Below are 13,344 nucleotides of genomic sequence, written 5' to 3' on the forward strand. Positions count from 1 at the left end.
ATTGCAGATCTGGGGCGTGTCCAGGAGCCTGCTTCGGCACAATCGTGTGCATGACTAATGCCGCGAGCAGCGCGACGGACGCCAGTTCGGCACTGACTATCGGCATCGATGTGGGTGGAACGAGCATCCGGGCATCGGTGGTCGATTCGTCGGGTGAGGTGCTGGATTCGCTCCAGTCGCCGACCCCGGCGTCGGCTTCGGCACTCGAGAACGGTCTCGACCGCGCGGTGCGCGAGTTGGGGGCGCGGCACGACGTTGCAGCGGTCGGGTTGGCGGTCGCCGGATTCGTTACACCCGACCGCACCACCGTGCGGTTCGCACCGCACCTGCCATGGGTAGGTGCTCCCGTGGGCCGCGACCTCGCAGCGCGGTTGGGTCTTCCGGTGATTCTCGAACACGATGTAAATGCCGCCGCATGGGCCGAACACCGATTCGGCGCGGCCTCCGGTGGCCGGAACGTGTTGGTGCTCGCCATCGGCACGGGTATCGGCGCGGCGCTGCTCGCGGATGGGCAGTTGTACCGCGGCACTCATGGCGTCGCGCCCGAACTCGGGCACATCCAGGTCGTTCCCGGCGGTCGTCCGTGTGCCTGCGGGAAACGTGGCTGCTGGGAGCGGTACTGCAGCGGAACCGCCCTGGTCGACACCGCGATCGAACTGTTGGCTGCGGACCCGGCGACTTCGACGCTGCTCGCCAGAGAGGTTGCCGTCGACCCAGGTGGGCTGACCGGCCTGCGCATCGGCGGCGCCGCGCACGACGGAGATCCGTTGGCACTGGAGACGATGCGAGAATTCGCTCGGTGGTTGGGCGTGGGACTGGCGCTGGTAGGTGACGTGTACGACCCGGATCTCGTTGTGATCGCGGGTGGTGTCGCCAGTTCGGCGCCACTGTTCATCGACGAAGCCCGCGAGCACTATGCCGCATTGACGACGGGTGCAGGGCATCGGCCGCTCGCCCGGATCCGGCCGACTCAGCTGGGTGAGGCGGCCGGCATGATCGGAGCGGCCGAACTTGCCCGAGCTGTTCTACCCGAATAGGCAAGCTGACGTCCGCCCGATCCGCGGAGCCCCGCAGAGCGATGCCGTCCGGGGTACCTTGGCGTGTGTAGCGGCCCCAAACCACCCAAAGTAGAGTCGATCCGAGTGAGGCTTGGGTTGTGAACGGGAGGGACGGAATGTTCTATTGGCTTTTCAAGTATGTCTTGCTGGGGCCGTTGCTCTGGGTGCTGGGCCGGCCGACGGTGAAGGGCATCGAGAACATTCCGGCCGAGGGCGGAGCCATCGTGGCGAGCAACCATCAAGCGGTCTTGGATTCGTTCTTCCTACCGTTGCGGGTACGACGGAGGATGACTTTTCTCGCCAAGCGAGAGTACTTCACGGGGACCGGGATCAAGGGAGCATTCCAGCGCTGGTTCTTCTCGGTGGTCGGCCAGGTGCCGATCGACCGGACGGGCGCCGACGCCGCACAGGATGCCCTGAATGCGGGACTTCGGGTCCTGTCGGATGGCAAACTGCTCGGAATCTATCCCGAGGGCACCCGCTCACCCGACGGACGCTTGTACAAAGGCAAGACGGGCCTTGCGCGGTTGGCGCTCGAGTCAGGGGCGAAGGTCATTCCCGTCGCCATGATCGGAACGGCGAAGGTCAACCCGATCGGGTCACGAATGTGGCGGCCGGCGAAGGTCACCATCCGAGTCGGGGAGCCGATCGACTTCTCGCGTTTCGAGGGCATGGGCGGCAATCGTTTCGTCGAGCGCGCGATCACCGATGAGGTCATGTACTCGCTGATGAAGCTGTCGGGTCAGGAATACGTCGACATCTACGCGGCGACCGTGAAGAAGACGACACCCGCAGCGGGGGGCGGCTCGGTATCCAATGTGGCCCCGGGACCCGATGCCGCCGATGTCACGCGCTTGCCCGACACAAAGGCTAGTTGAGGCGCGCCTTTCCAGCTGCCCAGCTTCTCAGCCGACCGGAACGGTCGAATCGCTGAGATTCCTCGATCGGTCGTCGCCGGACTGAGACGGTCGCGCTCGGAACGAGAAGATCGTGACAAGCACGACTGCCAGCGCCCACCACACGTACGAAGAGGCGAGGAACTGGTCCCAGAGATTCCAATGGGTGCCACTCCAACGGCCCGCGCCCAGTTTCCAGTGGGCGGCCGACATGAAGACGACCAGGCCGGAGAGGGCAGTGATGGCCAAGGCGATACTGCGGCGCCGGTAGGAGAGGATCCCGAGTACGAAGACGACCAGCGTCGACCACACCCAATGGTGCGACCAGGACACCGGTGAAGCCAGCAGGCCGAGGATCGCGTTGAGCCCCAGCGCGAGTGTCGTTTCACCCGACCGGAGCGCGCGAACCATCGCCACCAGCGTCAGCGTGAGAACCACGGCGCACAGCAGCAGCCAGATCGCTGTGCGAGCTGGGTCGCTCAACCCGAGTCGAGCCAGCACGCCCGTGATGCTCTGGTTGGCGGGGTAGGCGGGTGCGCCGATGCGGTGGGAGTCGAAGAGGGCCTGCGTCCAGTACGTGATCGAGTCCCTCCACGCAGCGATCGCGCCCACTGCGGCAAACGCGGCAAAACTGATCAGAGCCACCATCGATGCGCGAAAGTCCTTGCGCGCCAGTAAGTATATGACGAAAATGCCTGGAGTCAGCTTGATCGCGGCGGCCAGGCCGATGAGCAACCCTCGTGGCCACGGCGTCTGCCGGGGGAGGCAGTCGGCGACTACCAGGGCCATCAACACGATGTTGATCTGTCCGTAGTCCAGTGTCGAATACACCGGCTCGAGGGCCATGGACACCGCGAGCATCCCCATGGCAGTCCATGCCAGCGTCTTGCGTGGCCCGATGCCGAGCGAGTCGAGGGTGACTGCGAGCACGCCGAGCAGAGCGATCAGCGACAGGGTCGTCACGACGGTCCCAGCCGTCGCCAGTGACATCGTCGCCAGTGGACTGAAGACCATGGCGGCGAACGGTGGGTACGTGAACGGTAGGAAGTTGCCCATCTGGATAGGAGGCATCGACCCGTACAGAGTCGAACCGTCCAAGAAGACGGAACCACCGAGGCGGTAGACGTCGAGATCGAGGCGGTAGTAGTGGCCGAAGTCCCGGAAACCGGGCAAGCCCAGCAGGTTGTAGGTGAAGCCGACAGCGAGCCCGGCGAGAATGAGGACTCGGACCGCGAACCACCCGATGCGAAGATGTGGAGGCGCCGGCGGTGCGTCGACGGAATCCGTGACGAGGATGGCTGGATATCGACCGTCCGAGGTCAGGCGCACCGAAGACTCCTTCGTAAGGTAGGGGTGGATCGGATTGACGCGGGCGGGTCAGGCATAGTTTACGGGCGTGCGCTACTTCTACGATTGCGAATTCATCGAAGATGGTCGCACCATCGACCTGGTGTCGATCGGGGTGGTCGCAGAGGACGGTCGTGAATTCTACGCGGTGTCAACCGATTTCGACCCAGGTCGGGCGGGAGCGTGGGTGCGCAGTAATGTGCTGCCAAAGCTGCCGCCGCGGTCGTCACCGCTGTGGAAGAGCCGAGACCGCATTCGCGACGATCTCTTCGCTTTCCTGGTTCCCCGGCCAGGCGTAGTCCCCGAGCTTTGGGCGTGGGTGGCTGCCTATGATCACGTCGCGCTGTGTCAGCTCTGGGGGGACATGACGCAACTGCCGCAGTCGTTGCCCCGATACACGCATGAGCTCCGGCAATATTGGGAGGAACACGGCAGCCCAACGCTTCCTTCCGCTCCCGGCGACGCGCACGACGCCCTGGCGGATGCCCGGCACAACCTTGCGAAGTTCGAGGCTGTACAGGCGGCGCGGTCACTGCGGTGACCTGGCTCGCGTGACCTGAGTCGCCCAATTTCCGTGTGAGCGAATACCCTGTAGGGGTGAATTGGACTGTCGACGTGCCGATTGACCGCTTGCCCGTGCTTCCGCCGCTGCCCGGCGCGATGCGAAAGCAGCTCGACGCCGCTCTGGCCAGGCCCGCCGAGCAGCAGCCGCAATGGCCAGAAGGTCATGCGGCCGCCATGCGGACAGTTCTCGAAAGCGTGCCACCGATCACGGTGGCCAGTGAGGTCGTGGCTCTGCAGTCGAAGCTGGCTCAGGTGGCGCGCGGAGAAGCTTTCCTGCTTCAGGGCGGCGACTGTGCCGAGACCTTCGCCGACAACACAGAACCGCACATCAAGGGCAACATCCGAACGTTGCTGCAGATGGCCGTCGTCCTCACCTACGGCGCGAGCCTGCCCGTCGTCAAGGTCGCCCGCATCGCGGGGCAGTATGCCAAGCCGCGGTCGTCGAATGTCGACGCGCTCGGGTTGCCGTCATACCGCGGCGACATGATCAACTCTCTTGTCGCGGATGAGGCCGTGCGTGCGCACGACCCCTCTCGGCTCGTCAGGGCCTACGCGAATGCGAGCGCTGCGATGAATCTGGTCCGTGCCCTCACAGGTTCGGGCATGGCCGACTTGCACAGGGTGCACGATTGGAACCGCGAATTCGTCTCGTCTTCCCCGGCAGGCGCCCGCTACGAGGCAATCGCGGCGGAGATCGACAGAGGCTTGCAGTTCATGAACGCGTGTGGCGTCTCGGATCCCAGCCTGAAACAGGCGCAGATCTTCGCCAGCCACGAGGCACTCGTCCTTGATTACGAACGTGCAATGTTGCGGCTGGACACCGAGGGTGACCATCCGAAGTTGTATGACCTGTCGGCTCACTTCCTCTGGGTCGGGGACCGCACTCGCCAACTCGACGGCGCGCATATCGCGTTCGCGGAGCTCTTGTCGAACCCGATCGGCGTGAAGATCGGTCCCACTACCACGCCGGAGATGGCGGTCGAATACGTCGAGCGTCTCGACCCGACCAACATGCCTGGCCGTTTGACACTCATCTCCCGCATGGGCAACGGCAAGGTTCGTGAGGTGCTGCCGCCCATCATCGAGAAGGTTCAGGCAACCGGACACCAGGTGATCTGGCAGTGCGACCCGATGCACGGGAACACGCACGAGGCATCCACCGGCTACAAGACCCGGCACTTCGACCGCATCGTCGATGAGGTCCAGGGATTCTTCGAGGTTCACAACCGCCTCGGCACCCACCCCGGCGGCATCCACGTCGAGCTCACTGGCGAGGACGTCACCGAATGCCTCGGCGGTGCACAGGACATCTCCGACGTGGATCTTTCCGGTCGCTACGAGACCGCATGCGACCCGAGGCTGAATACGCAGCAGTCGCTCGAACTCGCTTTCCTGGTGGCAGAGATGTTGCGCGGCTGACCGCCGCATGTCTGCTCAGGCCCTCACTGCCCTGCTCCCGCGGGGTCAGGGCAGTGAGACCAGCGTGACTGTGCTTCCCGGCCTCACCAGGTCGCCGCTGCTTGGATTCTGACTGATGACGAGCGAGTGGTCGGTACGTGCAACCTGACGTACCTCTACGTCGAGTCCTAGGCGGTTCAGTTCTTCACGTGCGTACCCGGTGTTCTCGCCGACCAGCGACGGTACTCGAACTGCATTGGACACGCTCAACGTGACGCTCGTACCAGCGTCCACGCGAGTGCCGGCCTCCGGGTCTGTGGTGATCGCATTTCCGGCCTCGACACTGCGGTCGAAGTCTGTGGTGGTGTCTTGCACGACGATGCCGACCGCATCGAGTGCGGCACGTGCTTCGGCCTCGGACATCCCTTTGACATCGGGAATGTCAACTGGTGGGGCGCCTTTGCTGATGATGACTTTGACATCCGAACCGGTTGTGAGTTCGGTTCCCGGCGGTGGATCCAACGCGGCCACCCCACCGGTCGGAACGTTCGCGCTGAATGCTTCACCACCGTCGACAGGGGTGAACGTGCGGTCTCGTAGTTCCTGCTCGATTTGGCCGCGCTCGTTGCCGACGGCCAGGGCCGGGACCGTCGGCCTGCCGAGGGACACCAGGAGAGCCACTGTGCCGTCACGGGGGATCCGTGACCCCGCTGTCGGATCGGTTCCCAACACCGTGTCGGCGGCCGACTCATCCGAGTACTGGCCGCGGACTTCCGTGGTGAGCCCGGCCGATTCGATCGCGGTCAAGGCGGCGTCGCGGTCCATACCCTCGATGGACGGGACCGCGGTATACCGGCCCGAACCCATCCACCAACCCCCGATTCCCACTGTCAGGGTGAGCATCAGGATTATGAACAGCCACACGATCGTGGTGCGCCGGGACCGTCGGCGCTGGACGGCGAAGTCCGCGTAATGGTATCCGTCTCCGGCTTCGCCCGAGGGGGCGAGGTCGTGCCCCCCGTCGAACGGGGGGCGTGGCGTATGGGTGGTAACGAGCCGAGTGTGCTGGGTGCCGGGTTTCTCGGGTATCGCGGTGGTAGGGGCGACAGCGTCGCTCGGTGGGACTCGCACCGTGGCGGCGGGTGGGACTCGCACCGGGGCGGCAGGTGGGGGGCCCGCAGCAGACGGCGAGGCGGAACGGTGGGCCGATGAGACGGGATGCGGTGATGGGGCAGGCGTCGCTGCCGCCGCGAGGTGCTGCGCCGAGCGTCGCGGTGCCGGTACCCGGTAATCGGGCAGGTCGAGTGCGGTTGCAATGCTGCGCAGCGCTGTCGCCATCTGCTCTGCGTTGGCGAAGCGGTGGGACGGTTCGCGGTTGGTGGCCTCGGCGACGAAATCGTCGAACTCGGGCGGGACACCGGCAATGAAGGAACCGGGCAGGGGAACATCCTGGTTGATCCGCTGGTAGGCAACGGAAAGGGACGTATCACCGGTGAACGGGGTGCGCCCGGTGAGTAGTTCGAACACGAGGACGCCGGTGGCGTAGACGTCGCTGCGGGTGTCTGCGGCCCCGGATGTCACCTGTTCGGGTGACAGGTAGGCTGCCGTGCCCAGAATCACGCTACTCGACGTGGCAGTCGATGCGGCCGCGGCGCGTACGAGGCCGAAGTCCGCGATCTTCACGTCGCCACCGTCTGAGATCAGAATGTTCTCGGGTTTGACGTCGCGGTGCACGAGCCCGGCATGGTGAGCGACGGCGAGCGCATCGAGAACGGGACCTGTGACCGCGGCGACGGCGTGCGGGGGCATCGGTCCACGTTCGCGCAGGAGTTCGCGGAGCGTTCCTCCCTCTACGAGTTCCATCACGAGGAACACGTGTTCGTTGTCGTGTCCCTGGTCGTAGACAGCGACGAGGGCCGGGTGCTTGAGCCGTGCTACCGAGCGCGCTTCGAGCTCGAACCTGGTGATGAACGCCGGATCGGAGGCGAACTGTGGATCCATGACTTTGATGGCCACCGGACGATCGAGGCGAGTGTCGAGGCCCCGGTAGACGGTGGACATGCCACCGCGCGCGATCGTGGCGTCCACCCGATAACGCCGGTCGAGTAGTTTTCCGATCAAGCGTTGACCTCCATCGTGCACTGTGTCGATGCCCCCCGTGTGTGTGCGGCCCGCTCGCGCGGGCTCTTCAATCGTAGCCAGCTACACCGACCGGTAGCGTCAGGCGGGAAGCAAGGGGATAACTTAGGGGAGTGAGTGCGATCCCTTACTGTGACGATGTCTTGGACCCCTCCGTCTCGTTGCTTCAATTGGCGGATGTCGCGAAGAACCTAGGCGTGCCGGTCACCCGAGTGCAGCAGCTGCTGCGCGACCACCAGTTGCTCGCCGTTCGTCGCGATGGTGTGCCAGGCGTTCCCGAGGTCTTCTTCGACGATGACGGCAGAATCGTCAAGTCGCTGCCCGGACTGATCGCTGTGCTGCACGACGGTGGATTCAGCGACGAGGAAATGCTGCTGTGGATGTTCCGCAGCGATGACAGCCTGCCCGGCACGCCCGCGCAGGCCCTGCATGGTCACCTTGCCCGCGAAGTGATCCGGCGCGCTCAGGCTCTAGGTTTCTGATCAGTGGCTGCCGCGGCTCCGGTTGCGCGTGAGTAGCGCGAGCCGGGTGAATTGGGGGAGCGCAACCGCCCACCTTTCTCTCCGGGGCACTGTGGCGCGACGGTCGAGAACCCGGTAATCACCGCGTTCGATTTCGTCGAGAATGCGCGAATACAGCACGAACGCGGTTCGGATGCCGGGTTGCACGCGGCGGTCGAGCATGGCAATGCCGGGTTCTGCGGACCGATACACCGACCGTGTGATCGAAATGAGGTGGGCGAGCGCCCGCACGATCCGCTGGTCGGTCCTTCCTGTGCGCCGGCAGAACTCGAGTAGTTCGGTATCGACGCCGAACGCGTTCAGCTCGCCTGTCGGCAGGTAGACACGGCCTCGGTCCAGATCCTCGCCGACGTCGCGCAGGAAGTTGGTGAGCTGGAACGCTTCGCCGAGAGCGGCGGCGTATGGTTCGGCGTCCGCCATCCGTCCGGTGGTCCCGAGGACGGGCAACATCTGCAGCCCGACCACGACCGCCGAACCGTACATGTAGGTCCGTAGTTCGTCCATGGTGCTGTATCGGGCTCGGTGTGCTGGCGTTCCGGGCACATCCATCCGCATGGAGTGCAAGAACGCGAAGAAGTAGTCGTGCGGGATGTCGAAATGAGCCACAGTGTCGAGAAACGCGGGTAGCACCCGGGCCATTTCTGCGGTGCACGTACTCGAGCCGACCGCCCTTCGATCGGAGAAACACAGTCGCAGCATGGCGTCGACTCGATCGAGCTCCGCGGCAACATCCTGGTTAGACAGTCCTGGTTCGACGTCGACGATGTCGTCTACTGTGCGGGCGAACCCGTACAACGAATGCGCCGCGGACCGCCGTCGTGGGGGAAGCAACCGGGTCGCCAGGTAATAGGTGCGTCCGTGCTCCGCAGCAACCGCGCCACAGTATCGATAACTATCCGACAGATCGATCACGGCGCGTCACTCGACGGCGGGTGCCGGCGTAGCGTGCGCTGGGCTGGACGTGCGTTCGACCTCCTGTGGGCGTTGACGCGGGGTGCGAAGACGCAGCGGGTCGACCGACCGCAGCGACTTCGCGGCGACTACCGCCGCGAACGTTGCGAGTGCTACGTGGGGGAAGGTGTAGAGGCCGATCGATCCGTCGGGTTGGAATACGAGCATCAACCAAGTGGACAACCCGACGAGGATCATCAACGTTCTCACCGACAACGCGAAACCTGCGGCAATCGCAATCGGCCACGAGTAGTACCAGGGCAGAGCAGCAGGCGAGAGAATCACGATCGCGACCAGGACGATCAGGATTCCGAGGATCGCGTCGCGCTCGGTCTTCCGGTACCGCCACCAGGTTGCCAGCACGATCACCACGAGGGCGAAAGCGCTGATCGGACGTGTGATCGCCAGTACCTCACCGAGTCGCAAATCGGCGAACCACGAGGTTCCGACTGTTATGACGTGGGCGACGATCGTCGGCAGCGACAACCAGTTGATGATCTTGTTGGAGCCGGACAGTGCGCTCATCCAGCCGAGCCCGACACCGGTGACGGCGGAAGCCCCGGCGAAGATGACCACGAACACCGCGAATCCCGAGCCTGCGGTCTTCGCGAACAACGTGAGCGCAGATGTGGGTGGGCGGCCTTCTGCCTGGGCTTTCTCCCGCTCGTGCACCATCCAGATCCACACGATGAAGGGAAGTGCGGCGCCCGCGGTGGCTTTGATCGCCACGGCCACCGACACGACCGCGATTCCCGCGAGGTGATGACGCTCCAGCGCAAGCGCGATTCCCGCCATCATCAAGCCGACCATCAGGAGTTCGTTGTGGACACCGCCGATGAGATGGATCAGGACCAGAGGATTGAGTACGGCGAGCCACAGTGCGATGGCAGGGTTGCCGCCGAGATGCCGTGCGAGGTGTGGGACTGCCCAGACCATGAGGGCGAGTCCCGGCAGCATCGTGATTCGAAGAAGCATGGTGCCTGCGATCACGTTGTCGCCGGTCAATGCCGTGATTCCCTGGCTCAGAAGCAGGAACAGCGGGCCGTAGGGCGCGGTGGTCGTGGTCCACACGTTGCTGACGTTGTCGAGCAGGATTCCCGGGTTCACCACCGGCCCCACGGCGTACGGGTCGAACCCGTCACGCAGCAGGGCGCCCTGTGCGAGGTAGGAATAGGCATCTCGGCTGAACATGGGCACGGACAGCAACAGAGGCGCGATCCACACCGGCACGATCCACCGCAACTGTCCCAGGCTGACGTTCCCACCGAGCGTCGCGCGGCCCAACCGTACCCAGGCCGCAATCATCGACACGACGCCGACCCAGATGATCACGGTCGAGAGGATCTGGCCGTGGCCGAACCGCAACCAGGACAGGTGCATCGACTCGAGGAGAGGGTCCACACGGCGGACGCTGCCCGCGCCGAACCCGCCGAAGGTGATCATTGCCGCGCCGGCGAAACCAAGGATCGCGGCGTGCCCCTCGGGGCTACGGAGGAAGTCGGCCACGATCTGTAGCCGCGGCCACCGTGGCGTGGTCGTCTCAGGCGCGACGTTCGCTTGCCGGGCAGAGGACGTCATGACTGCAGATATCTCCCCGACGTGAGTTCGGTTGCGCTCGTCATCGCGCGAATCGGATGGTCGAGGAGTCAGTTTAATTGCTATTGGAACCGGTCTTCACCATCCCGTGCGTTCAATGCCGCCGAATTCAGGCTTTCGACGGCCCCACGACCCGCGCGGCGGCGAGTCTGCCCGACAACAGAACGGAGGGAACTCCGACGCCAGGAACGGTCCCAGAGCCGGCGAGGACGACGTTGTCCAGGCCTGTGACCAGGTTTGGACGCCGAAACGGTCCTGTCTGTCGGAACACGTGTGCGGCCGCGAACGGGCTGCCCGCGGACATCCCCTTGCCGAGCCAGGTCAGCGGGGTGTCGACATGGTCAATTGCGAAGTGCGTCACGATTTCGGTGTATCCGCGTGTCTCGAGTTCACGCAGGAGTTCGTTCACGTAAGGCTCGGTCAAGCGAGACCAGTCCAGGTGGGCGCTGTGCAGGTTTGGGCACGGTGCCAGCACCGACAGGGGTTCCACGAGGATTCCCTCCCTGTTGATGACCAGGCCCGGGTCGGATACGGCGGGCCGGGTGAGCAGGAGTGAAGGGTCACTCATCAGGCGCCCGCGGCCCGACCGCGCTGTGATCTCCGCGAACGTTTTCTCCCAGGCGAGACCGAAGTCGATCGTGTGATGGCGCCGCGCAGGCCACTGCGCACTCACCGCGGTGGGCACGGTTCCGTGCAGGACCACTGCAGACGGCGACACGCGTACCCGCCTGGTCCTTCGCCGTGTCACTGGACGCAGGAGATCGTCGACGACCGCCGTGTCCGGCGTCAAGATCAGTGCGTCGCAATCGATCCGGTCACCCTCTGCGGTACAGACGGCGCCTGCGCGGCCCCCAGTGCTCTCGATGCGCGTGACCTCGGTTTCGAATCGGATCTGGCCGCCGGCAGTCGTGAGCGCATCGGCAAGGGCCAGTGCGATCGTTCGCATCCCACCGCGGGGGTAGTAGACGCCCAGCGAGGTGTCCATGTGCGCGATTGCTCCGTATACCGCGAGTGCGTCGGCGGGTGCGACCCCGGCGTACAGGGACTGGAACGTGAAGATCCTGCGAAGTCTCGGGTCGGTGACCGTGCGATCGACCCGCGCCCCGAGTCGGCCGAAGCCGCCGAGTGCTGTGAGTTTCGCCAGATCCCACGCTGCTTTGGGTGAGGAGACCAGATCGAGCGGCGAATCGAAGTTCGCATTCATGAAGCTGTCGTATTCGGCGTCGAAGATTCGACCGAGCCAGCGTCGCAGCTTCAGGTATCTGACCGATTCCTCTGGTCCGCACAATCGGGTGATCTCCGCGACCATGGCATCCGGGTCCGAGTGGACGTCCAGCGACGAACCGTCTGCGAACCGTGCGTGATAGGCAGGTGACAGGCGGTCGAGGATCAGCGCCGGATGGGTGGACTCGAGGTCGGCGCCCACGGCGGCGAGTGCGTCACGGACCAGTTCGGGCATTGTGAGCACGGTGGCGCCGTTGTCCATGTCGTAGCCCGGACCCGTGTAGGTGCCCACTCGGCCGCCCGGCGACGATTCTCGCTCGAGGACGGTGACACGCAGGCCTGCTCCTGTGAGGTGAAGAGCAGCAGACAGACCGGCAAGTCCTGCACCGACAACCACCACGTGGTCGGTGCGGCCTGGCACCGTGCGGAGTGTGCGAGCCACGCCGACCTCAGTACGTGCGCCGCGTCGCAGCGGCCGCCATTTCGGTCAGTTGCTGTTTCGCTTCGGGCGTGGCCGTGCTGGCTGCCAGAACCGATAGCGCATTCTCTACCAGTTCCTCGATTTGCATCTCCACGTCCTCGACCGCGCCGAGCGAGGCGATCACGTCCCGCAAGGCATCTACCTCCGAGTCCGATATGTCGGTGCCGACACTGCAGCGTAGCCATTCGGCGGACTCCGGGTCCACGGAGTCGGCGCGCTGCAATGCCTTGGCGAACAAGACGGTTCGTTTGCCTGCCCGGAGGTCGTCGCCCGAAGGCTTTCCCGTCACTGCCGGATCTCCGAACACCCCTAGAAGGTCGTCGCGCAATTGGAACGCGATTCCGATGTCGGTGCCGAAGCGCCGGTAGGCCGAGATGAGGTCGTCGTCGGCGCCGGCGAGCGCGGCCCCCAGATGAAGTGGCCGCTCGATCGTGTAGGCCGCGGTCTTGTACCGATTCACCTTCATGGCTGCATCCGTCGACTCGTTCGCGTGTGCTTCATTGGTGATGTCCAGGAACTGCCCACCCAGTACTTCGGTCCGCATCGCAGACCAGACAGGAGAGATGTGCACCAATGCCTCGGGACCGATTCCGGATTCCCGGACCATGTCGTCCGCCCAGGCCAGCGCGAGATCGCCGAGGAGTATGGCGACAGCCTCGCCGAAGTGAGCGGAATCGCCGTTCCAGTTGCCGTCGCGGTGGTGCTGCTCGAACTGGATGTGCACAGTAGGGCCGCCGCGGCGAGTCGTGGAGGCGTCGATGATGTCGTCGTGCAAGAGTGCACATGCCTGTACGAGCTCGAGCGCAGAGCAGGTGCGGAGCACAGGCGCGGCCTGGGGGCCGCGTGGGTCTCCGCCTGCGCCGAGCCAGCCGGTCCACGCGAAAGCCGGGCGGACCCGCTTTCCTCCACGAAGGACGAAATTCTCGAGGATCGTCACCGCTTCGCGAAAGCCGCCGCCGACCGCGTCGATCTGCCCCCTCCGGCTGGTGAAGAACTCGGCGAGGGCAACGTCGATCTCAGCTTCGAGTGCGCCGGGGCGCCTTCCAACGGACAGCGTTGCCTCCAGGGTCGAGTTTCTCGCGTGCACCGAGCGCGGCGACGGGCGTGGAGACAACCATAGTGGGCCATCCTTCGAGCGCAGCCGTGGCGCCTTTGGTTACGGGGTGGCC

General features: G+C 64.8%; 11 protein-coding genes. 5 read left to right on the top strand and 6 right to left on the bottom strand.

Annotated features, from left to right (window positions below):
• Positions 1 to 50: 50 nt before the first annotated feature.
• Positions 51 to 1,037: an ROK family protein gene (locus AB0I57_RS19095; protein WP_358338804.1), complete on the top strand. Its 987-nt coding sequence runs from the start codon at positions 51 to 53 to the stop codon at positions 1,035 to 1,037.
• 137 nt (positions 1,038 to 1,174) lie between these two features.
• The gene (locus AB0I57_RS19100; RefSeq protein WP_358338807.1) at positions 1,175 to 1,936 is read left to right on the top strand and encodes a lysophospholipid acyltransferase family protein; all 762 of its coding nucleotides are present in this window, start codon (positions 1,175 to 1,177) and stop codon (positions 1,934 to 1,936) included.
• A gap of 27 nt (positions 1,937 to 1,963) precedes the next feature.
• Here the strand turns inward: AB0I57_RS19100 and AB0I57_RS19105 are convergent, their stop codons facing one another.
• A complete protein-coding gene (locus AB0I57_RS19105; RefSeq protein ID WP_358338810.1) occupies positions 1,964 to 3,283 on the bottom strand; it encodes a glycosyltransferase 87 family protein in 1,320 nt (439 codons plus the stop codon).
• Between the two features lie 67 nt (positions 3,284 to 3,350).
• Here AB0I57_RS19105 and AB0I57_RS19110 point away from each other — a divergent pair, with 67 nt between their 5' ends.
• Positions 3,351 to 3,842, top strand: coding sequence for a polyadenylate-specific 3'-exoribonuclease AS (locus AB0I57_RS19110; protein ID WP_358338813.1), 492 nt, complete (start codon positions 3,351 to 3,353; stop codon positions 3,840 to 3,842).
• A gap of 56 nt (positions 3,843 to 3,898) precedes the next feature.
• A complete protein-coding gene (locus AB0I57_RS19115; protein ID WP_358338816.1) occupies positions 3,899 to 5,284 on the top strand; it encodes a class II 3-deoxy-7-phosphoheptulonate synthase in 1,386 nt (461 codons plus the stop codon).
• A gap of 45 nt (positions 5,285 to 5,329) precedes the next feature.
• On the opposite strand, the gene pknB is transcribed toward AB0I57_RS19115, so the two are convergent.
• The gene (gene pknB, locus AB0I57_RS19120; protein ID WP_358338819.1) at positions 5,330 to 7,405 is read right to left on the bottom strand and encodes a Stk1 family PASTA domain-containing Ser/Thr kinase; all 2,076 of its coding nucleotides are present in this window, start codon (positions 7,403 to 7,405) and stop codon (positions 5,330 to 5,332) included.
• Positions 7,406 to 7,515: 110 nt separating this feature from the next.
• On the opposite strand from pknB, the gene AB0I57_RS19125 reads away from it, so the two are divergent.
• Positions 7,516 to 7,884: an Rv2175c family DNA-binding protein gene (locus AB0I57_RS19125; protein ID WP_358338822.1), complete on the top strand. Its 369-nt coding sequence runs from the start codon at positions 7,516 to 7,518 to the stop codon at positions 7,882 to 7,884.
• Here AB0I57_RS19125 and AB0I57_RS19130 read toward each other — a convergent pair whose 3' ends face one another.
• From AB0I57_RS19130 to AB0I57_RS19145, 4 genes are all read right to left on the bottom strand, one after another.
• Positions 7,885 to 8,835 carry a phytoene/squalene synthase family protein gene (locus AB0I57_RS19130; protein ID WP_358338825.1) on the bottom strand — a complete coding sequence of 317 codons (951 nt, stop codon included), beginning with the start codon at positions 8,833 to 8,835 and terminating at the stop codon, positions 7,885 to 7,887.
• Between the two features lie 6 nt (positions 8,836 to 8,841).
• Entirely contained in the window at positions 8,842 to 10,452 is a 1,611-nt protein-coding gene (locus AB0I57_RS19135; protein WP_358338827.1) for an alpha-(1->6)-mannopyranosyltransferase A, read from the bottom strand.
• Between the two features lie 127 nt (positions 10,453 to 10,579).
• On the bottom strand, positions 10,580 to 12,136 hold the full coding sequence (crtI, locus tag AB0I57_RS19140; RefSeq protein WP_358338830.1) for a phytoene desaturase family protein: 1,557 nt from the start codon (positions 12,134 to 12,136) through the stop codon (positions 10,580 to 10,582).
• Between the two features lie 7 nt (positions 12,137 to 12,143).
• Entirely contained in the window at positions 12,144 to 13,241 is a 1,098-nt protein-coding gene (locus tag AB0I57_RS19145; RefSeq protein WP_358339063.1) for a polyprenyl synthetase family protein, read from the bottom strand.
• Between the last annotated feature and the right edge of the window lie 103 nt (positions 13,242 to 13,344).

Origin of the sequence: Rhodococcus sp. NPDC049939 (assembly GCF_040656415.1) — a bacterium.
Taxonomy (GTDB): Bacteria; Actinomycetota; Actinomycetes; order Mycobacteriales; family Mycobacteriaceae; genus Rhodococcus_F.

What these genes read in the sequence shown, in the direction of transcription:
- AB0I57_RS19095 (WP_358338804.1), top strand. Translation starts at nt 51, where the DNA reads ATGACTAATGCCGCGAGCAGCGCGACGGACGCCAGTTCGGCACTGACT.
- AB0I57_RS19100 (WP_358338807.1), top strand. Translation starts at nt 1,175, where the DNA reads ATGTTCTATTGGCTTTTCAAGTATGTCTTGCTGGGGCCGTTGCTCTGG.
- AB0I57_RS19135 (WP_358338827.1), bottom strand. Translation starts at nt 10,452, where the DNA reads ATGACGTCCTCTGCCCGGCAAGCGAACGTCGCGCCTGAGACGACCACG.